This window comes from Streptomyces malaysiense (assembly GCF_000980885.2).
Taxonomy (GTDB): domain Bacteria; phylum Actinomycetota; class Actinomycetes; order Streptomycetales; family Streptomycetaceae; genus Streptomyces; species Streptomyces malaysiense.
In genome coordinates, this window is sequence record NZ_LBDA02000019.1 from 80,476 (window position 1) to 105,152 (window position 24,677).

24 protein-coding genes and 1 pseudogene are annotated in these 24,677 nt (G+C 67.3%); 6 read left to right on the forward strand and 19 right to left on the reverse strand.

The window, feature by feature from the left end; all coding sequences use genetic code 11:
- Positions 1 to 35 precede the first annotated feature (35 nt).
- From VT52_RS10165 to VT52_RS10210, 10 genes are all read right to left on the reverse strand, one after another.
- Entirely contained in the window at positions 36 to 293 is a 258-nt protein-coding gene (locus tag VT52_RS10165; RefSeq protein ID WP_046418589.1) for a hypothetical protein, read from the reverse strand.
- A gap of 14 nt (positions 294 to 307) precedes the next feature.
- Positions 308 to 502, reverse strand: a complete 195-nt coding sequence (locus VT52_RS10170) for a hypothetical protein (RefSeq protein WP_046418586.1) — start codon at positions 500 to 502, stop codon at positions 308 to 310.
- Between the two features lie 12 nt (positions 503 to 514).
- Positions 515 to 706 (reverse strand): mobile element transfer protein, encoded by a 192-nt coding sequence (locus tag VT52_RS10175; RefSeq protein WP_046418584.1) that lies wholly within the window; start codon positions 704 to 706, stop codon positions 515 to 517.
- Positions 706 to 897: an RING finger protein gene (locus tag VT52_RS10180; RefSeq protein ID WP_046418581.1), complete on the reverse strand. Its 192-nt coding sequence runs from the start codon at positions 895 to 897 to the stop codon at positions 706 to 708. Before VT52_RS10180 ends, VT52_RS10175 begins: the two co-directional genes overlap by 1 nt.
- Positions 898 to 915: 18 nt before the next feature.
- Entirely contained in the window at positions 916 to 1,545 is a 630-nt protein-coding gene (locus VT52_RS10185) for a DUF2637 domain-containing protein (RefSeq protein WP_046418580.1), read from the reverse strand.
- 83 nt (positions 1,546 to 1,628) lie between these two features.
- Complete coding sequence (locus tag VT52_RS10190) at positions 1,629 to 3,002, reverse strand: FtsK/SpoIIIE domain-containing protein (RefSeq protein ID WP_046418578.1); 1,374 nt, start codon at positions 3,000 to 3,002, stop codon at positions 1,629 to 1,631.
- 5 nt (positions 3,003 to 3,007) lie between these two features.
- A complete protein-coding gene (locus tag VT52_RS10195) occupies positions 3,008 to 3,358 on the reverse strand; it encodes an SCO3933 family regulatory protein (RefSeq protein ID WP_046418575.1) in 351 nt (116 codons plus the stop codon).
- A 125-nt stretch (positions 3,359 to 3,483) separates the two neighbouring features.
- Positions 3,484 to 4,212, reverse strand: coding sequence for a GntR family transcriptional regulator (locus VT52_RS10200; protein ID WP_046418574.1), 729 nt, complete (start codon positions 4,210 to 4,212; stop codon positions 3,484 to 3,486).
- A gap of 89 nt (positions 4,213 to 4,301) precedes the next feature.
- Positions 4,302 to 4,739: an ATP-binding protein gene (locus VT52_RS10205; protein ID WP_046418572.1), complete on the reverse strand. Its 438-nt coding sequence runs from the start codon at positions 4,737 to 4,739 to the stop codon at positions 4,302 to 4,304.
- Positions 4,740 to 5,017: 278 nt separating this feature from the next.
- The gene (locus VT52_RS10210; protein ID WP_046418570.1) at positions 5,018 to 5,758 is read right to left on the reverse strand and encodes a GntR family transcriptional regulator; all 741 of its coding nucleotides are present in this window, start codon (positions 5,756 to 5,758) and stop codon (positions 5,018 to 5,020) included.
- A gap of 80 nt (positions 5,759 to 5,838) precedes the next feature.
- Between VT52_RS10210 and VT52_RS10215 the strand changes: the two genes are divergently transcribed.
- Both VT52_RS10215 and VT52_RS37535 read left to right on the forward strand, forming a co-directional pair.
- Positions 5,839 to 6,936 (forward strand): DUF1152 domain-containing protein, encoded by a 1,098-nt coding sequence (locus VT52_RS10215; protein WP_079174963.1) that lies wholly within the window; start codon positions 5,839 to 5,841, stop codon positions 6,934 to 6,936.
- Between the two features lie 801 nt (positions 6,937 to 7,737).
- The gene (locus VT52_RS37535; protein WP_143070861.1) at positions 7,738 to 8,400 is read left to right on the forward strand and encodes a hypothetical protein; all 663 of its coding nucleotides are present in this window, start codon (positions 7,738 to 7,740) and stop codon (positions 8,398 to 8,400) included.
- Positions 8,401 to 8,989: 589 nt separating this feature from the next.
- Here VT52_RS37535 and VT52_RS10220 read toward each other — a convergent pair.
- From VT52_RS10220 to VT52_RS38670, 4 genes and pseudogenes are all read right to left on the reverse strand, one after another.
- Positions 8,990 to 12,064, reverse strand: coding sequence for a type I restriction endonuclease subunit R (locus VT52_RS10220; protein ID WP_046418565.1), 3,075 nt, complete (start codon positions 12,062 to 12,064; stop codon positions 8,990 to 8,992).
- Position 12,065: 1 nt separating this feature from the next.
- Positions 12,066 to 13,292, reverse strand: a complete 1,227-nt coding sequence (locus tag VT52_RS37540; RefSeq protein WP_143070862.1) for a restriction endonuclease subunit S domain-containing protein — start codon at positions 13,290 to 13,292, stop codon at positions 12,066 to 12,068.
- Positions 13,285 to 14,799 carry a type I restriction-modification system subunit M gene (locus VT52_RS10225; protein ID WP_046418562.1) on the reverse strand — a complete coding sequence of 505 codons (1,515 nt, stop codon included), beginning with the start codon at positions 14,797 to 14,799 and terminating at the stop codon, positions 13,285 to 13,287. Before VT52_RS10225 ends, VT52_RS37540 begins: the two co-directional genes overlap by 8 nt.
- Positions 14,800 to 15,625: 826 nt before the next feature.
- Positions 15,626 to 15,825, reverse strand: a pseudogene (locus tag VT52_RS38670) (IS481 family transposase); the annotation flags it as partial.
- Positions 15,826 to 15,950: 125 nt separating this feature from the next.
- Between VT52_RS38670 and VT52_RS10230 the strand changes: the two are divergent.
- The 4 genes from VT52_RS10230 (at position 15,951) to VT52_RS38675 (ending at position 19,903) form a co-directional block, all read left to right on the forward strand.
- A complete protein-coding gene (locus VT52_RS10230) occupies positions 15,951 to 17,111 on the forward strand; it encodes a metallophosphoesterase family protein (RefSeq protein ID WP_046418560.1) in 1,161 nt (386 codons plus the stop codon).
- Between the two features lie 638 nt (positions 17,112 to 17,749).
- A complete protein-coding gene (locus VT52_RS10235; protein ID WP_143070863.1) occupies positions 17,750 to 18,016 on the forward strand; it encodes a hypothetical protein in 267 nt (88 codons plus the stop codon).
- Between the two features lie 368 nt (positions 18,017 to 18,384).
- On the forward strand, positions 18,385 to 19,353 hold the full coding sequence (locus VT52_RS10240; protein ID WP_167377675.1) for a pyridoxal phosphate-dependent aminotransferase: 969 nt from the start codon (positions 18,385 to 18,387) through the stop codon (positions 19,351 to 19,353).
- Complete coding sequence (locus VT52_RS38675; RefSeq protein ID WP_079174967.1) at positions 19,343 to 19,903, forward strand: response regulator transcription factor; 561 nt, start codon at positions 19,343 to 19,345, stop codon at positions 19,901 to 19,903. Before VT52_RS10240 ends, VT52_RS38675 begins: the two co-directional genes overlap by 11 nt.
- A gap of 63 nt (positions 19,904 to 19,966) precedes the next feature.
- Here the strand turns inward: VT52_RS38675 and VT52_RS10250 are convergent, their stop codons facing one another.
- From VT52_RS10250 to VT52_RS10270, 5 genes are read right to left on the reverse strand one after another with little or no spacing between them, the layout of a single operon-like run.
- Positions 19,967 to 20,449, reverse strand: coding sequence for an SAM-dependent methyltransferase (locus VT52_RS10250; protein ID WP_046418555.1), 483 nt, complete (start codon positions 20,447 to 20,449; stop codon positions 19,967 to 19,969).
- A gap of 16 nt (positions 20,450 to 20,465) precedes the next feature.
- The gene (locus VT52_RS10255; RefSeq protein WP_053055443.1) at positions 20,466 to 21,815 is read right to left on the reverse strand and encodes an ATP-grasp domain-containing protein; all 1,350 of its coding nucleotides are present in this window, start codon (positions 21,813 to 21,815) and stop codon (positions 20,466 to 20,468) included.
- Positions 21,816 to 21,826: 11 nt separating this feature from the next.
- Complete coding sequence (locus VT52_RS10260) at positions 21,827 to 22,591, reverse strand: class I SAM-dependent methyltransferase (protein ID WP_046418553.1); 765 nt, start codon at positions 22,589 to 22,591, stop codon at positions 21,827 to 21,829.
- On the reverse strand, positions 22,581 to 23,633 hold the full coding sequence (locus VT52_RS10265; RefSeq protein WP_046418550.1) for a hypothetical protein: 1,053 nt from the start codon (positions 23,631 to 23,633) through the stop codon (positions 22,581 to 22,583). The genes VT52_RS10260 and VT52_RS10265 overlap by 11 nt, the downstream gene beginning before the upstream one ends.
- Positions 23,627 to 24,676, reverse strand: coding sequence for a PLP-dependent transferase (locus VT52_RS10270; RefSeq protein WP_143070864.1), 1,050 nt, complete (start codon positions 24,674 to 24,676; stop codon positions 23,627 to 23,629). Before VT52_RS10270 ends, VT52_RS10265 begins: the two co-directional genes overlap by 7 nt.
- Position 24,677: the final 1 nt, after the last annotated feature.

Sequence of the window (24,677 nt, forward strand, 5' to 3'; positions counted from 1 at the left end):
GATGCTTGGCGGCTTGTTGCCGCCCCGGCGGCCGGTCAGCGCTTGTTCGCGCTGCTGAGGAGGGAGCGCAGGACCACGGCGGCGATGGCCACGGACACGGCCGAGACAGCGACCGCCGCCAGGAGTGCGGTGAGCACGATTCCGACGACGACCACGGCGGCGACCGCGCCGACACCGACGCCCGCGTACGGGGCGACCGGTCGGCCGGCGACGGAGGCCGAAGCATGCGTCTGCTGAGGCGTGACGGTTGCCCTCGGCAGCGTCGGGACGTCGGGCAGCTTGGGGCGGAACACGGTGAGCCTCCTGGTCAGTGGTGGGTGCCGTTGACGACGCCGACCCCGGAACGGGTGCCGGACTCGATAGCCGGAGCGAGGAAGGTGTGGGAGAGCCAGAAGCCGAACAGCGCGATCACGACGGCGACCCAGAGCCGGACGCCGAGGAACTTGATCGCGGCCCAGGCGATAAGGCCGAGGACGAAGACGAGCGGCAGCGAGACGGTCACACTGAGCTCCCTTCAGCGGACGGCACAGCGGTGGGTGCGGGCGGCCAGCTCGGCGGCGGCGCGGCTGTCGTAGTCCGTGGCGAAGCCGCAGCGCGGGGCCGTGCAGGCAGCGGTGTGCTTCTCGCGGCCCCGGCCGTCGTAGTAGGTGGCGACCTGGACGGGCCCGATGCGGGTGACGTCTCGGAAGCGGCGGTTGGCGGGCATCAGCGGATCTCCTTCGGGGTTTCGCCGGTGAAGTCGGTGACGTGCTCGGCCAGCCAGCGCAAGATCTCGTCGCCCTCGTAGCTGTCGGCGGTGAGGATCACGGGCTCGGCGATGAGCACGGCTTCGGTGAGGCGGTTCTGTCGGGTCAGCTCGGCAGCGCGTTGCAGCGCGCGGAGCGTGGACGGGCGCACGGTGGAAGGTCCTCCGGGTCAGGTGAGTTGGGCAGCGATGGCCTCGGCCAGCGGCAGCGGGACGCCGAGCCGGGCTCGAAGGGTCGAGGTGTCGTTGGGCGTTCCGGTCCGGGCGCGGTGTTCGTCGGCGACCTTGCGCGCGAGCGTGACGAGCGCCGGCGGAACTGGTGGGTTGGAGGGGCGAGCTGGATCCGGCCCAGCAGCGGGCAGTTCAGATGCAGAGGCGGGCACTTCCGGTGCCTTGGGTTCGGGGTCCGACTCGCGCCCCGCCGCTGAGGCGTCCGCGGTTGATCCGTGGGCGAGCAACGTCCCGCCCAGGAAGGCGACCGCGGGCCATCCGGCGACGAGGATGCGCAGCCAGGCCGGTACAGCGCCCAGGTCGAGCAGCCCGGCTGTGGAGACGTTGGCGCCCAGCGAGGCAGTCAAGGCAACGAGGAACCAGCACCAACCGGCCGCTTTCGCCCCGCCGGAGCGGAGCCGCCGCCAGGCCGCCACCAACAGCAGGTCGACGGAGACCGGGTAGGCCCATGCCTTCCATCCGTGCTGTCCAGCAGCCGAGGCCAGGTCGTGCAGGTGGGCGAAGGACAGCGCGGCGGCGATCACCGCTTGGATGAGTACAGCGTCGAGGCGGACGGGCAGGGCACGCACGGCGTGACTCCTTCCGGTTCCAGGCATGGAGGGAGTAGGGACTTGGCACGGGACAGCCGTGCCGGCGGTAGGAGCGGGGGTGGTTACTCGGTGACCGGGCGAGCCGTGGGCACAGGCCCGGACGCCTCAACCGGCATCGGCGGTACGTAGGGCCGGAAGGGATCGAGCGCCGGTACGTCGGGGATGTGGTGAGCCGCAGCGCGGCAGATAGCCGCGGCCTCGGCGAGGGAGAGGTAGGGGGTACGGATGCGGGACCAGCCGCCGGAGGTGTCGCCGACAACGGCCAGACCCGGCAGCTCGGGGGCGATGGCGCAGGCCGCGAGGACGGCCTCAGGGGCGATGTCGCCGAGCGCCATCTTGGCCGAGGCTTCGTCGTTCACGCGGTGGCAGACGCGGCCCGTGAGCTGAGCGCGGAGCATGGTCGCGCCCTTGCCCAGCTCGGCGCCGAAGCGCTGCCCGCACACTTCGAGATAGATGCCGGCGGCCCGGCCGAGCTGGGCGAGGCGGATGAGCTGGGTAACCATCTCGTCCCGCCGTTCCTCCTCCTTCCGCGTGGCGACGAGGAAGAGTTCGGCCACCTCGTCGATGAAGAGCACGATCGGAGCGGGACGTTCCTCGTCTGGCAGTCCCCAGATGTCCGAGGTGATCAGCTCTTCCGGGGTGCCGGGCGCGATGCCCTGCCGGGCCTTGATCAGGTCGTATCGGTCCTCCATTTCCTTCACGAGCACGGGAAGCAGCTCGGCCGCCTGGTCCGGATCGGTCGCCAGGGCGGAGAGCCGGGGCGCGAAGGGTGCGAGCTCGACCCCGCGCTTGCAGTCGATTCCGACCAGGACGACCGGCTGAACGGCAAGCCCGGTCAACAGGTTTCGCAGATACATGGACTTGCCCGAGAGCGTGGCCCCCAGCACCAGTTCATGCGGCACGGTCCGGTAGTCCCGCACGAGCGCGGTCGCGTCTTCCCGTAACGCCACCGGGACCCGAAGCGGGCCGCTGTCGAGACGACGGGGCATCCGGACCTTCCGCAGCACATCGAAGCCGACGAGACGCAACTCGACGACGCCCGGCTTGATGTCCCGCACATGGACGGCGTGGACACCCCAGGCGTGCCGGAGGCGTTCGGCCGAGGCCGCCACGTCCGCCGGCTCCTGCCCCGGAGCCAACCGCAGCCGGATGCGCAGCCCGGTAGTGGTCGGCCGGATGATGCCCCGACGAGGAGGCACCGGCCGGACCTCACGGCGGGTGGCCGCCCGAACGGCCAGCGCCCGCCACCGGGACGGCTGCACGGTCAGGCCACACGCGTCCATGGTCGAGGAGTACGACGCCAGCAACCGGGCCACTGAGAGCGGCAGCCCGACCGTGGACCAGTACACCGCCGGGTAGGCGTGCCGGGCGTAGGCGGCGCCGCCTATAGCGGCGAGCGGACCGCCCAGCTCGGCCAACGTCAGCAGGTCCGTCACAGCGATCAGCCCGCCTGAGCCATCGGGAAGGCACCCGGAGCAACGGCGGTCGCCCGGTAGGCGATGCCGTGCCGCTCCTGGCCGTTGAAAACGCTCTGCCACGGCCGCGCCACCAGACCCGGCAGCGAGACCGGAGCACCGACCGTCAGGCCCTCGGTCACTCCGCTTTCCGGGACAGTGACCTGGATCAGCGACGACTCGCCCTCGTCGATGTAGACGACGCCGACGGTCATCAGCGCCTCACCGGTCACCGCATCCTTGGCGATCTCACCGGTCTGCCGGTCGCGCACCTTCGGCGCCGGAGCCTCGGTGAGCAGGATCGTGGCGGTCGAGGCGTCAACGCGGATCACACGCACAGGAATTCTCCTTCTGGGATGGATCAACCTGCCAGTCCTGACAAGTTGACTTAGCAAGTTCGAAGCTAGAGATGACAGGTTGACTTGTCAAGTCGCTATCGCTGGAGACTCGCCGAAGGGCGGCATCAGCTCAGGCGGTAGATGTCTTCGAGTTCCTGCCGGTCAGCCGGGAGGAGCACTTCGGAGACCTGCAACGACCGGCCGGAGGCATCACAGGCGACGACCAGGACACTCAGCACTGGCATGCCGTCCGGCAGCTCCAGGAGCTCAGCTTCACGGGCCTCGGGCAGCCGAGCCGACACACGCTCGATCACATGGTCGAAGCGGACCTTCTTCCGCGCTTCGAGATGTTCGCGGCTACTCCCGCTCAGAGGTTGGCCGGACCCCAGCTCAGTGCCCTCCACCATGCCGGCGGGGAAGTACGACGAGACCAGCTCAACAGCTTCGCCGTCCTCTTCGACCTGAAAGCGGCGCATGAGGACCTCGGCCCCCTTCGGCAGGCCGAGCGCCGAGGCGATCCGAGTCGGGACGGGCACGTGTGCGACTTCGATCAGTCGCCCCAGACCCTGCGACTCGTCGCGCTCCAGCGCCTCACGCCCCCGCCGATCCTTCTGTTCGACGACTTCCGGACGGCCCCGGACGATCGTGCCGTAGCCCTGCCGGGACTCCAGCCATCCGTCCCGCTTCAGCAGATCCAGCGCTCGTACGACGGTGGGGCGGGACATCCCGAAGGCCTGCACCAGTTGGTTTTCACTCGGTACACGGCTGCCTGGCGCATAGGTGCCATCCTCGATACGACGCTGAAGCGTCTGGGCGAGGCGCACGTACTTGGGTGGCTCCACTTCATACGCCATGAACGCCGCCTGTCGAGATTGGCCAAGTCAACTGGTCAATCAGACTACCGACAGATTCAAGGTTGCAGTAGACGGGGCGGGCTATCCCATCACGCCGGCCAGGCATCAGCCACCACGAAGGAGACGACCGTTCCGCCGAAGTGGCTGGGCCCGGAGTGCCATGAGTCGGCGATGGAGTCAACGAGGAGCAGCCCCCGCCCGTGAGCATCGTTCGCTTCCGGATGGCGCAGCCGTACGTTCGCCGGAAACCCCGGGTTGTGGACATCGACACGGAGCGAGGTTCCCTCACGGAACCACTCGACTCGCACCAACCAGGGATCCTCCGACTTCCCGTAGCAGATGGCGTTGGTCACGAGCTCCGAGAGCATCAGCGTGCAGTCGTCGATCGAGCAAGCCGGGTTGTACGGAGCGATGAACTTCCGGAACCAGCGCCGAGCCCGGGGCACAGACTCCGGCACAGGGTGCAAGGTCATCGCTCCGAGCCGCGGCGAGTCCTGGCAGGGGTATCGGTCGATCGTGTAGGCCATTCGTGCTCACTCCTTGCCACTGCCGTCGCACTCGAGGCAGCGCCGCTTCGACGTGGCACGGTTGCGGTCATTGGCCGTGGCAAGCGCCAGCGCCGTTCGGGACACAACGCGCTTCCAGCCACGCCCCCGACACCCCCGGCAAGCTAACCTCGCATCCTGCTCCGGCCGCCGACTCGTCACGTCGTGCCTCCTTCTCACCCAAGTGGCCTTAGCCACTTTCTGGATAGTGGCATTAGCCACTTCGGGAGTGCAAGCGGTTCGCCGCAACTGGCGCGTCGTCAGGTGAGCGGATAACCCTGCTCGAACGCCCAGCGGTGCGGCGGGTAGGTGGCTTCGGCGAACTCCAGGGGCCGGTCCTGGAGGTCGAAGACAACGTGATGAACGACGAGGACCGCGGATCCTGGCTCCAACCGCAGGTCGGCCGCCTCCTCGTCCGTGGCGAACCGAGCGCACATACGGTCTTCCGCGTAGCTCCCTTGACGCCCCGTCATCCTCTCGACGTACATCAGCGTCCCTTCCTGGATCCGCTCAGGATCCATGAGCTTGGGCGCACGCTGACCGACGTCTGGAGCGAACCACGAGGTGGAGAGCGTGATCGGACCATCCTGGTTGTTCGTCACGCGCCGGCGGTGTACGGCTCGACGATCCTTCGCCAGACCCAAGGCCTCGGCTACGTAGTCCGGCGCCTGCAGCCAGCCGGCCGACGTGATGACCGCGTACTCTCCGGGCGTGTAGATCTTCCCCGTCTGGCGGGCACGTCCGTACAACTCCCTTGCGCGTCGGTTCACTTCGAGACTACGCACGTAGGTTCCTGAGCCTTGGCGCTTCTCGACCAAGCCTTGATGGCTCAGCGCTTCCAGCGACCGCGCGGCCGTGGGCCGGGACACCTTCCAATCCGTGGCGAGCTGCCGTTCCGAGGGCACCTCATCCCCCGGGCGCAGGTCACCCCGGAGAATCTGATCACGGATGTAGTGGGCAATCTGGAGATACTTCGGTTGAGCCTCTTCGATCTGAGGCATCTCCCCTCCTAGTTCAAGTGGCTATGGCCTCTAGCCACTATAGGGTGAGTGGCCAACGTGTAAACCCGTAGTCTGAACGCATGACGCGGTTGATCGTCGCAGCAGGCGGAGGAGGCGACGCAGTCGCCGCCGCCATGCTTCACGCCGCCCTCTACGGCGACGAGGGCCAGGCGGTGATACTCACCTACGCCTGGGACCGCCTCCTGATCGACCCGCTACCAGGCCCCCGGCGACCCGCCGACTTCACCGGCCTCGAACGCCTCACACCGTCCACCTGGGCAGTGCCGGCGCAGGCACGCACGGTCGCACCCGCAGGCTCCACACTCCCCCGGCTCGCAGCAGAGCTCCCGCACACCTTCGCACTGCTCGACCCCTACCGTGGAGCCGAAGGCCTCACCCACCAACTCGAAGATCTCGTGAGCCACTTGGAGCCAGAGTCGATCGACCTCTTGGACGTGGGCGGGGACATCCTCGCGCGGGGTGATGAGCCAACGCTGAAGAGCCCACTCGCCGACGCCCTCTCGCTGGCCGCGTGCTGCCAAGTGAACGCGCCGGTGAGACTGCTCGTGGCGGGACCGGGCCTGGACGGTGAACTCCTGCCGGAGGATCTAGCCGACACGCTCGGCCCCGTCGTCCACACCTTCGCCGCGAGCGATCTGGAGGCGATCAGCTCAGTCCTGGAGTGGCACCCGTCCGAAGCGACCGGGCTCCTCGCAGCAGCGACCAGGGGCGTGCGAGGCACGTGCGAGATCCGAGACGCAGGACTCCCCGTACCGCTCACCGACGATAGCCCGACGGTGCACGAGGTCGACCTGGACGACGCTCTCAGCCGGAACCAGTTGGCCCGAGCCATCATGGCGACCGCGCACTTGGACGAGGCTGAGACCTACAGCCGCGAGATCTGCGGCTACTCGGAAATCGACTATGAGCGCAACAAGGCTCTGTGGCTCAAGGAGCAGCAGCCGGCCAAGCTGGACCCGGCCACCATCTGGGCCCAGCTCGACCAGTTCGAGCGCGAAGCCCGGGCCCGCGGAGTCACCCACACGACGTTCCGCCGCATCACCGAGGCGCTGAACCTCAGCGGCTCGCAGCGCAACGACTTGCGGCAGCTCCTCATCAGCAGCCGACCAGAGCAGTACGACGCGCCCCTGTGGCGCATCCCAGATCGTCCTGAGTAACAAATTTCTTCACGGGTTCAAGGCGGCTCGCTCCGCTCACCGCGCGCGGCCCGGCCCCCGGCCGGGCCTGCGCTCCTGTCTCCGCCCCGCTCCAGCCCGGCCGGCGCCCGTGCCGCGCGCACAGCAATCAGCCACTTGCCGTCAGAGAAGGGGTCCGTCGTGGCTGGGGCGGTCGGCTCCACGGCTTTACGGAGCCACTTTGGCGCGAGCCTCGAAGATCATGGCCCCAACGTCGTGCTTTACCGGGCAGGTCCACAGACTGCCCGACGCGCCGCAAGCTTACGGGGCCATGATCACTCGCGCCAAAGCAGCGCCACCCCAAAGCCGCTCCGCCGACCTCACGTTCGGACTCTCGGTTACACGCCTCAAGCGCCTTGGTTTTCGCCTAAGCTGACCACGCGAAGTATCGTCCAAGCACAGTGAACTCCGTGACTACAGTTTCACCAGCAATGCCCAGCCGGCCGCGCGATCAATGGGGAATTAATTATGGGCGGGGGAACCTCCAAGTACTCGGTCGAGTATTCATTCGTCAGCAATTGCACACAGGCGTCTATTCTATCGCCAGCCTACCTGGACGGTGTAACGGAAAGAAACCCCTCCTTGGTCAAGTCGCATATATACGCCATCTGCACCCGCTCCCGCATTACGGTACCAAGCGGAGGGGTAATTATTGGCGAAGACACGATAAAAGTGACCTTCCTGTCTCAATTCATGCATGCGGTAAACGAGATCACATTCGAGAGGCCTAACTCTTTCGGGATCCCGGGATTGCACGCTTCCAGCGAATGGCCCCACACTCAGGTGACGTTCCTGGACGGCGAGGGTCAAATACGTCTGCAGGCCACTGCCGCCAACCTACTTACCTCCTTGGCCAGCGACTACGAGATCGGCGAAATCGACGAAGTCCATAGAGAATTTCTGGACCTGGACGTCGTCTATATCGGTCGCGCATACGGAGCAACCGGAAATCGCAACGCGATCAGCAGGCTAATGAATCACGAGACCTTGCAGCGAATTCAAGGGGAGCTGTCGGTGAAGCGCCCAGACTTGGACCTCTGGCTAGTCCCACTATCGTTTCAAGGCTTCTCAATCATAGGCGAGTTCGGCACCTGGGTCGGAACGGTTACGGATGCCGAAGAGCGCGCACACGCAGAGGAAGTGGAGCGGTGCCCGATTCCTGAATCACAGCGCGTCGCCCTTACGGAAGGGGCTTTGATCAAGTACTTCGACCCCGAGTACAATAAGAACCTGAAAGGAACATTCCCCAGCCGCAATCACAAGGACTATTCGGCGGTATATTCGAGGGAATTGATCGGTGCGGGTTTTGATCTCGAAACCACTCCAGTGGGTACACGACTCGGAAGTGCCAAGATCCCTCACAGTTGGGCTCACGCGACAGTGTTTTCCCTTCGTACTGACAGTGAGAAACGTTCCATACTCGATCTCACATCACCACAAGGATGAGAATCCGCCCACCGCGGCGCTAGCAGATAGAAGTAGTTGGCGTCGCCTCGCCACCACGGTTGCGCCAGTGTGACTTCCCCTGGATGCCATCAAGCAGCGCGGCTGGGACCTTGCGGGGCGTGGCGAAGCGCACGCGCACCTGGTTGTTCAGCAAGCCCGCCGTCGTGGCTGACTGTCGTCGGCTGGGATTCAGACGGGTAGCAGCGAGGGCGCCGGCGTCAGTCAGGCGAGGCAGGGTTGGGCCGTCCCTGGGCCGTCCGAGGCCGCTCAACAGTGGCCAATGACGACCACTAGGCGCACGAGTCCACTGCCCCTGGACAGCAAAAATCCAGCTCACCAAGATCCCCGGGAAGACCCAGGGCAAGAAGACAGCTCCGGGCTCGCCCATTGAGGCACGGAGACAACAGGGAATCACGGTGGTCGAACCAGTAAGGTACGGGTCATGTTTCGCCAGGTCAGGCAGCGTCCACCTATCGAACCGCCGGTTGGTCGTCTCTCATGAGGCCAGCGCGTCTAACTAGGGTCGCTTCGACTTCAGTCAGCCCCACCTCTTGGGCAAGCTTCACGATGGTCCCGATCGTGACATCGTTCAATAGTTCTCCCGCACGTACTCGTACGTTCGGTCGAACAGCTCGCCCTTGATCGGCAGGCTGTAATCCTTCAAGACGGAACGCAGCTCGCGACGGACGCGTTTATCGCCCGCGTCGCTCGCGCTCCAACCGGCATAGGCGACCTCGACGACGATCGAATCGATCCGCTCGGCTATGTCGGGGACGATCTTGTGCAGCCCGGTCGGTGTGTTCTCCGCAACGATCTGCGTGAGCGCCCCACGCTTCGGATCAGCAAGCCGCTCGAGCACTCCCTGGTCGCCCCGTTCCGCTGCGCGATCCGCGGCAACCACGTCCTGAGCGATTTTCAGCGCTTCCTCGAGGAACGCCAGCGAGTCCTCGACATTCTCAATCGCCTTGGCACGGAGCTTCTCGATCCGCTCCGCCAGCGACCGGTACGCCGGGCTCTTGGTATCTGCGAGCCGACGCCTGAGGCGCGCCTCGATGGAGTCGAGGACCTTTTGGTACACGTCATCGGCCGTCGACTCCGGCGTCTGCTGCTCGGAGAGCATCAGCTGCTCGGCGATCTTCTTCACCAGCGCCAGGCCAGCAGCATCGAGTGTGACTGTTTTCGACGGCATGGACTTCACGCCCACATCGGTCATGTGACCATGAATCAGGTTAGTGGTCTTCGCGCCGAGACGTGCCCAAAGGAACGTCTTGGAGACGTCCTTGGGCCGGATCGACTCGTACACCTTCGCGAGCCAGAAGTACTGCCCCTTGAATGGTCGGAGCATCGGGTGCGGGTCCAGAAACTCCCACACCGTCTGCAGCGCGACGTAAGTCTCGATGAACTCGGTGCGCTGCGCGCCGCCCTCAGGAATCCGCTCGTGGGCCTCGGCCAGTGACTCGAACGACGAGTCACTAGTGTCGATGCCGTCGAACAAATGCAGCAAACGCGTGAGGTCGGCGACAAACTTTCCCGCCAGCTTGGAGGCGTCGGTGACGTTGAGCTCGTTCTCATCGTCTTCCTTCGCCTTCGGGCCGGCGACTGCCTTGCCAATGGCCTTTGCTAGCCCAATGTAGTCGACGACCCGCCCGAAGTCCTTGCGCTGACCGGTGACAGGGTTCTTCCACGGACGGTTGGGACGCGTGATCGTCTGGAACAGGTTAGTGTCCTTGGCGGGCTTGTCGAGATACAGCACGCCCTCGATTGGCGCGTTGAAGCCGGTCATCCACTTCGCGGTGACGACGATGAACGACATCGGGTCATCGACCTTCTTGAAGCGGCGCTTGAGTGCCTCCTCCTGCTCCGGAGTGAGCAGGTGCTTCTTGTGCTCCTTTGGGGTCTCCTTGCTGTCGGCGACGTGCATCACCACACCGACCTCACGGAGTCGTCCGTCCGGCATGACCGCAGCACGGCGCTTCAGCTCGCCCTCGATCGCCTTGGCATAAGCGATCACAAGGCGCTGGTTATAGGCCACGACCTGGGCCTTCTGCCCCAGCGGCGCGACATATGTAAGGAAGTGATCGACGATGTCGGCACACACAGCAGCCACGCGCTCAGGATTGGAGAGGATCGTCTCGATGTGAGAAGCCTTCCCCGACAGGAAAACTTTCTCTTCCTCGTCCAGGCCCTCCTCCGTGGCTAGCTCGTCGAAAGCCTCGTCCAAGGCTTCTTTGTCGAGGTTGAATCCGACAGACCGGCCCTCCACAATCACTGGCTTGGTGAACCCATCGGCGATGGATTGCTCCGGCGTGTACCGCGACATCACAAAATCCGGGTCGCCAGGGTCGCCGAACAGCTTGAACGTCGAACGGTCCTTGTCCTTGATGGCAGTACCCGTCGCACCGAAGAACTTCGCGTTCGGCACCGCCGCGCGCCACGCATCGCCGAGCTTCCCCTCCTGAGAGCGGTGCGCCTCGTCAACGAGCACCACGATGTTCGACCGGTTGTTCAGATGGCCAGCCTCAGCGAACTTGTGCACCGTCGTGATGACCACACCGGGCTCACCGCTACGCAGCAGAGCGTGCAGCTCCCGCCGGTTGCGGGGCACCGACATCCGCGGCATGCCGGCAGTCTCGAACATCTCCGCCGTCTGTCGGACCAGATCCTTACGGTCAGCGATCACGATGACCGTCGGCGCGCTCCCGAACTTCTCCGACACCGCGTCATCGCGCAACAAACGGGCGGCGGCGAACGCCATGAGTTCGGTCTTGCCCGAACCCTGGTGATGCCAGATCAGCCCGCCAGGACGGCCTGCGAGCACCTTAGCGTGGATCGCCAGAGCCGCCTCGAACTGCGGGTAACGAGGCAAGAACTTGACGTCCACCTCGGATGCGTCCCGAGCGTGACGGAACATCACCAGGTCTTTGAGGATCGGCAAGATCGTCTCCGGCCGCAGCAGCAAGCGCGCGGCCCGCTCGACACGAGCCGGGCCCGTGACGGTTTTTAGGTCGTCCTCAGTGGCCCCCCACGGGGCCCAGATCTCGGAGTCGGGGTCCGGGACCGCGCGGATCGGAGCCATACGGAATTCCAGGCCCTCGGTGGCGACGTTGAAGACGTTCGTCGCGAAGAAGTTCGGGTACTCCTCCTCGTACACGTCGTGAAGGTCCTTCGCGGCGTTGACCCACGAGACCTGATGCTTCACAGGCGTCTTGGTCTCGGCAACAACCAGCGGGAACCCGTTGACGTAGTAGACGACATCGAACCGGCGCGGTGTGGCTGCACCATTGACGGTGACCTCGTCAGCGACGGTGAAGCGGTTGTTGTCGAGATCTTTGAAGTCGATCAGCCGACGAGGCACATGCCTACCGTCGATCGTCGTGAACGAGTGGTCGCCCCGAAGCATCACGGTCAGCCGCTCGTTGGCCGCAACGAGACCGTTGTGCGCATCGAGGACAGCCTGATTGAGCTCATGCAGAACGAGATCCGCTGACTCGGAGTCGTCGACCAGCTCCGGGTTCAGAGCGAGCAGCGCTTCGCGTGCCCAGTCCTCGACGATAACGTCATGCTCATCGCGCGGTAATGCGTCCCCTTGGAGACGCTCCCAGCCAGCCTCCTCCGCCCACTCGAGCAGTGAACGCTGGATCGTGCTCGCTTCCGTCCACCCCATATCAAGACACCTCCTCGAGCAGAGCGTCGTACGACTTGGGAATTTCGATTTCCTGGTTCAGGAGCGATTTCAGGAGCGCGGAGCGGAAGATACGGAGGCGACCCAGCTCAATCTTCATCTCACTGACACTCAAGTCGATAGCATCCGCAACGGAAACAAGAGCCCTCTGCTCATTTCTGTCAGGAATAGGCACTTCGCGAGCAATGTAGTCTTTGACTGATAGGTTCGTGATTCCAGTTGTTCGCCGACTATAGGACCGCGTGAGACCTACGTTCCAGTCATGCTGAAGCCGCCAGAATAGGTAGCGTGGCTCGACTTTTTCGACGTTGGGTCGCATAAGCCGCTGGAAGTCAGTCGGGATGCACGGCGGTAGACCCGATCCAGCAATTACCACCCGGCCAACTGGCTGCTCTGGAGAACCACCTGATCGCTCTAGAATAATGTCGTCAGGTTGCACAAGACGCCGCTCAACTTGTTTTTGCGTAAACGAGCGCATCGGGGATCCGTCAGTAACGAATCCTGATGTGGCAGGGGCATAGATTCGCGGCCCCAGGGCCAGCACATCAACCTCACTCTCGCCCTCGGGCGAGCCCCAAATTCCACCGACCACATGCGAACAGAGGTCCTTAATGGAATGCTGGTGTCCGAGAATTGATTCAAAATGGTCAGACAGCGCACATCGCAAGAGGTGGCGCATCGCATCCACTTCCGCATCCAGTGTCGCGATCTGCGCGTCCACGGCGGCCATCACATCGATGACGCGGCGCTGCTCGGCAGGTGTAGGAACGACGAGTTGCGCACCAAAGAACTCGCGCAGACGGACGTTCAGCAGCCCGTGCGCACGCGCCCCTTCCCTCAGCATCCCCCTGAGAGAGTCGAAGAAGAACGTACTGTTGCATGCGTGAAGTAGGTAGTCCGATTCCACGCCGGGACGAGGGCGAAAGACGATGTAGAGCGTAGTGACAACTGCCGGTTCATCGCCATCCCATCGAGCTACGACCCCCCACGGAGCATCTTTGGAGGTGCTCTTGTTGTAGACAAAATCGCCCGGCTCAACGACCCAGTAGCCACTAAGGTCAGAACTCGCCACGCGCTTATTGAAGTAAGTTTCCTGATCGACAAGTCCGTGCCCGGCAGCGACAGTCAGGACCCGCTTATACCCTGCGGAGTTCTTGACCGCGACTCGATCGGCCAACTCGTCTAGACGCTTAACCAGCCAATCACTCATCGCATGCCCCAAACATGCTCAGGTCGATGTCTGCGGCAGCTAGTCGCTGGAACATGAAAGCTTCGGCCTCGATGCGCTTTTGCCGAGCATCGGCGTACTCGATGAGCGCAGTCCCTAGATCGGCAGTCTCTTCGGCAGCAACCTTGATGTAGCGGCCGATATTGAGGTCGAAGCCATTCTGCTCGATCTCCTCGAATGGCACCAGCCGGGCGTTCGCGCCGCCCTTCCCGTCGGGGTCGTTTCCCGTCTGGTACGCCTCGATGAGGATTCTGACGTCCTTTTCTGACATCCGGTTCTGCTTCTTGCCATTTTCGAACCGGGCCGACCCATCGATGAAAAGCACGTGCTCCTTGCGCCCGGCCTGCTTCTGGTCGCGAAAGATCAGCAGGCATGCTGGGATGTCAGTCGAGTAAAACAGCTTGGGCGGCAGCCCGATGACGGCTTCCAGGAGGTCCTTTTCGACGAGGCCCTGACGGATCTTCGCCTCCGCTCCTCCTCGGAATAGCACGCCGTGGGGCATGACCACGCCGACGCGGCCAGATCCAGGCTTCATCGATGAGACCATGTGCTGGACGAAGGCGTAGTCACCGTTCTTCGTCGGTGGCACGCCGCAGATGGCCCGCGGATCCGAGGTCCAACGGTCCGCTCCCCAATCCACCAGCGAGAAGGGCGGGTTAGCGATGACGGCGTCGAACTGGCGGACCGCACCAGTGGTGTCCTTGAACGCCGGCGCACGGAGGGTGTCCCCGCGCTTAATGTCGAAGTCCTCGATCTCGTGCAGGAACAGGTTCATCCGGGCGATCGAGGCCGTCGTCAGGTTAATCTCCTGGCCGTACACCCTGAGCGTGCGGTGATCCTTGCCGGACTCGCGCAGCTGGTTGATCGTCGCGACAAGCATCCCGCCGGAGCCGCAGGACGGGTCGTAGACGGACTCGCCCGGCTCAGGCTGGAGGATCCCAACGAGCAGGTTCACGACCTCACGAGGCGTGAAGAACTCGCCGGCCTTCTTGCCCGACTCGTCGGCGAAGTTCTTCAGCAAGTACTCGTAGCCCGCGCCGAGCAGGTCGTGCGAGACCGTCGACGGGTCGAGCCTGATCTTGTTGAACGCTTGAATGAGCCCCAGCAGAGCCGACTCCGGGATACGCTCCTTGTTGCCCCACGAGGCATCGCCGAAGACGCCGGCGAGCGAGCGGGGGTTGGCCATTTCGATTCGTTGGAAGGCTTTCGCGATCTCCGCACCGAGGTTGGTGACCTTCTCGGTGACCTCGCTCCACAACGTGCCCTCGGGCAGCTCGAACCGGTGGAAGTCGGCCTCGATCTCCTCGTCGAGGTCGTCGCCGTACTCATCGAATGCCGCGTCGTGCTCGTAGACCCAGGTGTCGCTGATCCACTTCCAGAACAGCATAGGGAAGACGTAGGTCTTGAAGTCAGCCGGGTCGACGGGGCCGCGAAGCGCGTTCGCGGCGTCCCACAGCCGAGATTCGAGCTCTTGCTGAGTGATCGTCACAGAGATGAGGTCCTTCGTTGAAGACGGTAACCCGATTATGTAGGAGGGCACTGACTGTTGGGGAGTCCGATACGGCAGGCAACAGCGGCCTACAGACGATGACCAGCACCCACGCTCCAAACCGAGCGTGATCGCGGATACACTCGGAGGAACGATTGGCCACCGTGCTGGAGCTTCTGGAACGCGCCACCGGACGAACTCTGCTAGAAGCAGACGCCAGCAAGGAGGACGGCTGGTCCAGCGTTCGACTCCTCGGCGGGTGGTAGCAGCGCCTAGGCAGGCGGCCGTACGCCTCGCCTCATGACAGCTGGCGGCCATGGACCATTTGTGGACTCAGTAGACCTTTCCTAGGTCGCAGAGCCCGTTGACCAGCAGCAATGGATGAGCCCCAAGCGGCCTCCGGAGCTGTGTGCGCAGGTTCGAAGCCGCCTGTTCGGCCATGCCGTGGGAGAGCATCACGACGCCGGCGTGGTCGTCGCCGCCCTGAACATGGCTGCGGCCGCCCGCGGCGGTGACGTGCGCGGCGTCATTTTTCCTAGTGATCGCGGAAGCGGGTCGAGGTCCAGCAGGTTCAGGTGGCCCTACCGGAAGCTGGGCGTCATCCCATCATGGGACCGCGTCGGATCCTGCTTCGGCAACGCCGTCAGCGAGGTGTTCAACAGCGCCCTCGAGGTCGTATACGTCCACCGGCACACCTTCGTCACTCGCACCGCGGCCCGTATCGGGATCGCCACCTGGATCACCGGCTTCTACAACGCCCGGCGACTACACAGTCGTGTGCGGCTTCAAGAGCCCGATCGACTGCAAGCCTGCGCATACGACTTCACGGCCGGGGAAAGGCGGGAACCACGTCCTCGTTCGGGTGGACGGTGACGCCTGGTGGGCACAGCTGCGGCCGAGCCGGATGTGCTGTCCGGCAACCATGAAGCCGCCGATGCTGCCGACGGAGGGCTCGGCGATCTGTTCGGCGGGCGGGGCAACAGCGGTGGCGGGCCCGGACGGACGGCTAGCTTGCAGCCGTCCGCAGCACGGGTGCCGTGGACGCCTTGCCACGAACGGAGTTCACCGAAGCGTTGGGACGTGTTTGTGTCAACTGACGGATCGACTGCCTACCGTGCGTTGGCTACTCCCGCCGTGGAAGGACACCGCACATGAGACGCCTCACCAAGTTCTCCTCCGCAGTTGTCGGCCTGACCGTCCTCGCGGCCGCCGGCACCGCCGTCGCCGCCGCGGACCAGGGCGACGACTGGCCCTACGCCCACCACAGCGCGGCCTCGTACACGCTGGCGGCTGTCGGGGACATCGCCTGCGAGCCCGACGACGCCGAGAACGCCGCCACCCCGGCGTCGCTCAAGTGCGGCAGCCCCACCCTGGGCGGCATGAGCGCCGAGTTCGCCACCGCGAAGCAGGCCACGGCCATGCACCCCGATGCGGTGGCTCTGCTGGGCGACGAGCAGTACCAGGTCGGCAAGCTGACCGACTTCGAGAAGTCCTTCGAACAGGCATGGGGCGGCCTGAAGATGCTCGAACGTCCCGCGCCGGGCAACCACGAGTACTACCCGTATGCCAAGAAGGGCGACAACGAGGCCGGGCAGAACGGCGCCGGATACTTCGGCTACTTCAACGGCCACGACCAGGCCGGCACGCCGGAGACCCAGGGGCAGGCCGGCGACGACACCGCCGACAAACAGGGGTGGTACTCCTACAACCTCGGCAACTGGCACGTCATCTCGCTCAACGCCGAGTGCAAGTCCGACGCGTTCGAACACGACTGCTCCACGACGGACAGCGGGCTCCTCGGCCAGGAGACCCGGTGGCTCTCGCACGACCTGGCCGCCAACAGGCGGCAGTGCACGATCGCGTACTGGCACCAGGCGACCTTCAGCGCCACGACGGCCTCGACCGCCACGGTGCCCGCGTCAGCGCCGGGCGCCGGCGGTGCGGAGGGTGCGGCGACCGACGCGTGGTGGAAGCTCCTGTACCAGCACCACGCCACGCTCATCCTCAACGGTCACGAGCACGCGTACGCCCGGCTGCGCCCGATGAACCCGGCCGGCCAGTACGACCCGGCCCACGGCATCCCGGAGTTCATCGTCGGCTCCGGCGGCGAGGCCCTCGACACCCTCGCCGGCTCGCCCGGCAACTACGACAACCCCAACGTCGTCACCGCCCAGGCCGGCGCCTTCGGCGTCATGAAGCTCACCCTCAGGTCCCACAGCTACAGCTGGGACTACAAGCCCGCCCTGCCCGGCCCCGGTTTCGACTCCACGGCGCTGAAGTACAGCGACTCCGGCAGCGGCACCTGCAACTGAGGCCCCGGCCTTCCTTCATGTCCAAGCCGTGGGCCACGATCGCGATCACCTCTGCGGCAGCCGTCGAAGCCACGACGTCAAACATCGACCGAGACAAGACATGCCCCACGCGACGGTGTCGGACACCAGTTGATGCACGACGTTCTGGTCCCAGGCCGAGGCTTGACGGTGGGCCTGGAGAACATGGGAAGTCTCGTGGGGCTTGTTCGGTTTCACGTCACGGCCCGGGATGTCGGTCGTGCGGCCTTCGATCTGTGGGCACTGGTGCGGGATCCAGTGCCGGTGCCGGGATCGCTGGCGGGGCGGGGGGCCGTCCGGAACAGGCTTACAAACCTGCCTCGTCGAGCGCGAGGGCTGCGATGAGTACCCGGTAGCCGGCGCCCCGGGGCCGTCTCCTCCGCCGACCCCGCGTTCGGGACGAGTGCGCCATGCAGCCGCCACTTGCGGGAGGCGGTGTACGGGCCATGCGCTCCCGCCGCCGGCAGTCGCTCCTTCTCGTCTTCTTCTCATCCGCTTTCGGCGTGCGCGGCAGGTCGGCTGGGGCGACGGAAGGCTGTTCGAAAGGGGATGGGGGTGGAATGAGGGTGGTTCGGGGGGTGGCCCCGGCGGAGGGAATGTCGGTGGGTGAGGAGAGCGCGATGGTGAGGACCAGGGTCGTGAGCCGGTCGGTGGTCGGGCTGGTGGCCGGGGTGGTGGCAGTGCTGGCGGTGGGGGTGCCGGCCCAGGCCGCGGTGGCCGAGCCCGGGGACACGCACTGGGGTGCGCCCCAGGCCGTCGCCGCCGTGGAGCCGGGGGACACGCACTGGGGCATCGTTCCGGCCGCCGTCAGTGCGGAGCCCGGGGATACCCACTGGGGTGCCGATCACGACGGCGTCCTCGTCTTCTCCGACGACACCGACTCGTGAGGGGTGGGGCAGCCCGCGTGCCCACCCGCGCTCCGGCGCCGGAGAAGGAGAACGCGCCGACCCGTCGGCTGCCCGCGCCCGTACCCCCGCCCGATCGCCGGATCTGCGGCCCGCGTCCGCATCACCGACGCCGCCGTCACCACCAGGAGCCCCCACCCATGCCCTCCCTCCCCCGTGCTCTCGGTGAAGTCGTCGGGGCATCCGTCGAGTACGTCGATCGTGTGGACGAGTTACTGCGTGGCTCGGGGCACGTGGAGCCCGTTCGGCTGCAGCGGGGCAGGACTGTTTTCGGGCCCTGTGCGCGGCCCCGGGTGTGGGGGGAGGCGGAGTTCGGGGTCTCGCCGGATGAGGTGGCGCCGGTCGGTGGGGTGGCTGAGCTGCGGGCGGCGTTCGCCCGGGAGGTGAGTGGTCGGCGGGGTGGAGACGTACCGCCCGAGCAGGTCCTGGTCACCGGTGGGGCCACCCACGCCCTCTCCATCGCGCTTCGCGCCGTACTGCGCGCGGGCGATGAGGTGCTGGTGCTCTCGCCGCACTGGCCCTGTGCCACCGCGCTGGTGCGGGCCGCGGGTGGGGTGGCGCGGGAGGTGCCGGTCTTCCTGGAGCTCGGGGCCGGTTTCGGGTTCGATCTGATGGGGGCGGTCGAGGGGGCGGTGACGTCCAGGACGCGGGCGATCTACTTCAACAGCCCCAACAATCCGACCGGGTATCGGCTCGACCGGCGGCGGCTCGCGGTGCTCGTGGAGTTGGCCGAGCGGCACGATCTGTGGCTGATCGCCGACAACACGTACGACGGGTACGACTTCACCAGGGAGGGGTTCCCCGACATCGCGGCGGTCGGCGGGGCGGCGGAGCGCACCTTCTCGGTGCACGGCTGCGGGACGACGTACGCGATGCCCGGGAACCGGGTGGGGTACCTGGTCAGTCCGCCGGGGGCGGCGGCGACCGCGGTGGCCCTGGCGCGGTGCACGGGCGGGGTGGTGCCCACCGTGGCGCAGTTCGCCGCGTACGAGGCGCTGCGGACGCCGCGTGAGGAGCTGGGCCGGCGCCGGGATCATGCCGCGGCGGCCTGGTGGCTGGCGGATTCGACGCTGGAGGTGCCGCACACGGAGGTGTCCGGCGGCCTGTACACGTTCCTCGACCTGCGGGCCTGGGGGGACGGCGAGCGGTTCGTGCGGCGGTGTGCCGAGCTCGGTGTCGGTCTGGCGCCGGGGCGGAACTTCGGCGAGCACTGCGGTGGTTGGGCCCGCCTCTGCTTCACCGCCGCGCCGCCGCAGCGGGTGGCCGGGGCGATCGAACGCATCAACAAGGTCTACGGGGAAGGCACCGATGAGCACTGAGACGGTCACGCTCGAACGCCCGGGAGCAGCTTCGACGGGCGACGGTCAGGGGACGAGAACGGCGATCTGCGGGGTGCGGCCGCTCGTGCTCATGGGTCTCACGCACCTGCTGACCACGCGGTCGCCCTGCGAGGTCGTCTTCGCCTCGGCCGACGGCTTCCCCGAACCCGGGACCGGGATCGACCTGCTGCTGGTCGAGGACACGCTGGCGCAGGAACTGCCGGAGCGGGCGGCGTGGCGCGGGCGGGCGCCGGATGTCGTCGTGGTGCGGGCCGACGCGACCCCGGACCAGGTGCTGCGGCGGGTGCACGAGGCCGTGGAGCGGCGCGCGCCGGTGGCCACGGCCGACCGGGCGCCGGCCGGGTTGTCGCCGCGCGAGGAGCAGGTGCTGCGGTTCATCGCGTCGGGGATGACCCATGGGCAGGTGGCCCGGCGCATCGGCATCAGCCAGCACACCGTGGACACGTACGTGAAGCGGGTGCGATCCAAGTTCGGTATCGGCAACAAGGCGGAACTCACCCGCGTCGCGCTCGGTCTCCAGCCGTTGTAGGAAATCGTCCTAGAGGTCGTCGTAGAGGTCGTCGTAGAGGTCGTCGTAGGAAGTCGTCGTAGGTCAGTAGTAGTTGCGCATGATGGTGGTGGCCCAGTCGGGCTGGGTGGTGTCGCCCTGGGGGCCGAACTCGCTCATGTAGGGCTTGATGTCGAGGACCGGGGTGCCGTCGACGGCGTCCAGGCCCTGGACGTGGAGGTCGAGGCCGTCGGTCTTGATCAGGCGGCAGCGGGAGACACCGAGCCGGTTGGGGCGGTTCTTGCCGCGCTGGGCGAAGATGCCGACGCGGGGCCAGTCCTTGTTGCCGCGCGGGTGCCGGGCGCCGGTCTCGATCTTCTCCACGGGCACCCGGTCGAAGTGGTAGACGATCTCCAGGTGGGAGAAGGAGTCCAGGCCGGCCACGGCCTCGGGGCCGTACTGGTCGGCGTCCAGGCGGATGACCGCCGTCTCCCCCGCCCAGTCGTCGTCACGGACCTCCGCGCGCCCGCCGACCACCCGGCCCACCGGAACCGAGACCACCTCGGCGGGAGTGCTGTTCTCGGGCATGAGTAGCGCCTTTCGTTCAGAGGGTCGATATGTCAGAGGGCGACACGTCGGACGTGTCGTCGGAGTGGTCCACCGTATCGATCAGGCGTGGCGCGCCGGTACGCGGTAGGTCCGGATCGCGCCAGAACTGGGCCAGTCGCTCGCGGAGTTGGCTGATCAGCGCCCTGGCTTCGGTGTGGTCGGCGGCCGATCCGTAGACCGTGCCGATGGAGCCGACCGTGCCGCGGCGCCAGTCGGTGTGCCAGTCGGCGGGCGGGGAGACGTCGACCAGGTCGACGCCGGGCAGGTCCCCGAGGCCGTCGAGGAGCGAGGGCGGGCCGGGCCGGAGCGGGCCGGGGGGCGGGACCATGAGGTACTGGAAGGTCACCCGGTCCCCGTGCAGCCGGGCGGGGTCCGGGGCGGTGACGGGCAGGCCCAGGGCCAGGCGCAGGGCCGCGGCCACCATGTCGTAGCCGGTGCGCCGTTGCAGGATCTCCGCGATGAATCCGCCGAGCCGCCCGTTGACCTCGATGATCCTCGGCCCGTGCGGGGTCAGTTTGACCTCGGTGTGGGTGATGCCGTGGCGGATGCCGAGGGCCCGTACGGCGGCCTGGGCCAGCCGTTCGGCCTCGGCGGCGACGGCGGCCGTCACCGGGGCCGGCAGGACGTGGCCGGTCTCCCGGAACGGCGGGACCATCGGCGGTTTTCCGTTGATCGCGGCGGTGCGCGGTTCGCCGTCGACGACCAGGGACTCCACGGAGACGAAGTCGGCCCAGCCGGGGCCGGTCCGGGTGGGGTCCCCGGGCAGGAACTCCTCCAGGACGAAGTCGCGGTCGTCGTCGGCCGTGAACTCCAGCAGGTGTGCGCGGAGTTCGTCGGCGGAGGTGATCAGGCAGGTGTCCACGCTGCCGGCGCCGTGCCGCGGTTTGAGGACCGCGGGTGTTCCCACCCGGGCGAGCGCGGCGGCTGCCTGGTCCGGGTCGCGGACCATGACGCATCCGGTGCGCTGGACGCCGGCCTGCGAAAGCAACTGCCGTTGGCGGTACTTGTCGGTGAGGGCCGCCGCGGTGGCGCGGGAGTGGAAGCGCAGTCCGCAGTGCGCGGCGACCGCCGCCGTCAGGCGCAGCCGGTGCTCGCTGAAGGTGACGACGCCCGCGGGGGCGAGGCGCTCGGCGAGCCGGCACACCTCGGCCTCGCCGAGCCCGGTGATGTCGGCGATCTCGGCGTGCCCGCCGACCGGCGTCAGCTCGGCCTCGTAGGCCGGGTTCCGCGGCTCGCACAGGAAGATCACCCGGCACAGTCCGCGGGCCGCCGAGAGGATGCGCCAGGCGGTGGCGGAGCCCTGGTCGTGGACGACCAGGAGGGTGGGGGGTGCGGAGTGTGCCATGGGTGCCTCCGTCAGGCCCGGCGGGCGGTGATGTTGAGCCGGACGTAGTCGACGACCGGTTCGGGCAGGCGGGCGGCGACCGCGTGTACGAAGTCCTCGTGGTCGGACTCGGGCAGCTTGTCGAGATGGGAGCCGAGGACCACGGTGGCCAGGTAGCTCCAGAGCTGATCGCCGGGCTCCAGCCGCGCCGGGTCGGGCAGCAGGTTGACGTCGATGTCGGTGAAGCCGGCGTTCCGCAGCCGCTCGGTGGTCTCCTCGACGCCGGCGAAGTACCAGACCTTGTCCTTGCCCTCGGGCTCGTCGTCGGACTTCTTGCCGAGCACCTCCCCGACGGCCGCGTTGATCAGGGCGACGTTGCCCCGGCCGCCGCACTCGGCGACGAACTGGCCGCCGGGCCGCAGGTGTCCGGCCAGGTTGGCGAACAGTGCCGCGTGGTCGGTGATCCAGTGGAAGGTGGCCACGCTGGTGATCGCGTCGACCTGGCCAAAGACCGGCAGCGGCTTGGTCAGGTCGGCGTTGACGATCTCCAGCCGGTCCAGCCGGTCGGCCAGCTTGGTGCGCAGCTGGTCGAGCATCCGGCTGGAGCCGTCGACACCGATCACCCGGCCGTCGGGGACCATGTCGAGCAGCGCGGCCGTGTCCCGGCCGGTGCCGCAGCCGGCGTCCAGGACGGTCTCGCCGCCCTTGAGGTCCAGCCTGCCGAGGGTGCGCTTGCCCCACTGCTGGTGCGGCAGGGGGAGCGAGTCGTACGTCTTGGCGTCCCATTCACGGGGCACGGTGGGGTTCCTTCGTGTCGGTGGTGCGGTCGTTCCCGGGGTGCGGTACGGGGACCGGGGTGCCGTCGAGGACCAGCCGGACCTCGATCGGGTGCGGGTCCCTGACCAGCCGCAGGGCGTCGCCCTCGGCGAACCAGCGGCGTACGGCGTCCGGCGCGGCCTCGCCGGCCTCCGTCGGGTCGGCGGGCAGCAACTGGACGAGGATGTTGCGCAGGCCGACGGGGGCGTCCTGTGTGGAGTAGGGGCCGCGCAGGTCGATCCGGCCGGAGGCGTGCACGGAGGCGGCCGGCACGCCGGGCGCGGCGGCGGGCGGGGCGGCGAAGCCGAGGGCCTCGGCGGCCAGCGCGGCCAGGAAGTACTCCTGGGCGCTGGGCGCGAGGTCGGCGCCGAACAGCTGCTTGGGCTGGTCGGACTCGGCGTGCACGCCGTCGACCTCGGCGAGGACATGGGTGCCGATCTCCCACATCACACGGGCCGTGCGCCGTCCGACGGCGGTGAGGTCCGCGTGGCCCGGGGCGGCGGGCGGGCTGGCGAGGTGCACGTCCCGGGCGGTCTGCACGACGGCCTTGATGTCGTTGGCCTCCTCCAGGGTGTGGTGGGCGGTGCCCCGGGCGCGGGCCGCGTCCACCGCCCGCCGGGCCTGCTCGGCGGACACCTCGCCGTCGAGTCGTATCTCGTACGAGAGCCGGCCGGTGCCGTCCGCCGCGAACTCGGCGCACGGCGTCACCTCCAGGAGCGCCGGGCCGCAGCCCGCGCCGGACAGTTCGGTGACGACGCTGTCCGCGACGGACGCGCCGAGCGCCACCAGCAGGGATCCGACCGGGTCGAGGCAGTCGGCGGCGCCGGATCCGAACCGCTGGTCGATGGCGAAGGCGCGGGCCACCCGGGTGGAGCCGAGCCGCATCGGTTCGGTGCGTACCCGGCAGCGGCCGGCCGCCGCCGGCTGGGCCGCCACGCCGATGCTCAGCTGGGCCTCCCAGGAGTCCTCGCCGATCTGCTCGGCGAGGGACCGACGGGCGCGCAGGTCGACTCCGTTCAGCATCGCTCGTCACCTCCGTCACGCTGTGCGAGGGCGGTGTCCAGGGCCTGCCGCAGCCGGCCGGACAGGGCGTCGGCGCCGGTGACGCCCACCGCGAGGCGTACCAGCTGCCGGGTGATGCCCAGCTCCCGCCGGACCCGTTCGCTGAGGTGGGCGTGGCTGGTGCGGGCGGGCAGCCGGGCCGTGCTGCCGAGGGGGGCGGGGCCGCCGTCGCAGGCGGCCAGGATGCCGGTGAGGTCGTGGATCTCCGGTACGACCTCGAAGGAGAGCAGCCCGCCGAAGCCCTGGTGGGTCTCCAGTGCCCAGGGTGCCTCGTCGAAGGACGGCCGGTGCACGGCCCGTACGGCGGGGTGGGCGCGCAGCGTCCCGGCGACCCGGTCGGCGCCGTCGCGCTGGGCGGTCAGTCGCAGCTCCAGGGTGGAAAGGGAGCGTTCGAGCAGATGGGCGGACCAGTCGGGGACCTCGCCGCCGAGCCGTGCGCACTGCTCCGCGATCCTCGGCAGGTAGCGGTCGATGCCGGTGACGAGGGCGGCGCCGACGTCGTCCCAGCCGTCGAGGTAGGGCGCCGTGTCCTCGATGACGATCACGGCGCCGGCCTCCAGGGGCCGCAGTTCGGCCGGGGACAGCGCGGTGTTGTCCACGACCAGCAGCAGGTCGTTCATCTGGGCGTGGACGGCGATCTCGTTGAGCGGCGCCGGGCGCATCAGCGGGTCGCTGAGGGACTGCGTGTAGACGACCTGGGTCTCGGGCCGTACGGCGGTCAGGACGGTGTCCGCGTCGGTGCTGTCGACGAAGGTCACCGTGCGGCCGTGCCCCGCGAGTTCCTGGGTCAGGACGCCGCGCAGCGGGTCGCAGGTCTGGTCGGAGGCGATGATGTGGCCGCCCGGGTTGGTGAGCGCGAGCAGCGTGGCCGTGGTGGCCGCGACGACACCGGGTACGAGCAGCGCGGTGTCGGCGCCGTGCAGGGCGGCGAAGGCGTCCTCGACCCGGCGGGCCGGGTCGTGGGGCGCGGTCGCGGCGGCGGTCGTGGGTGCGAAGTGGCGCATG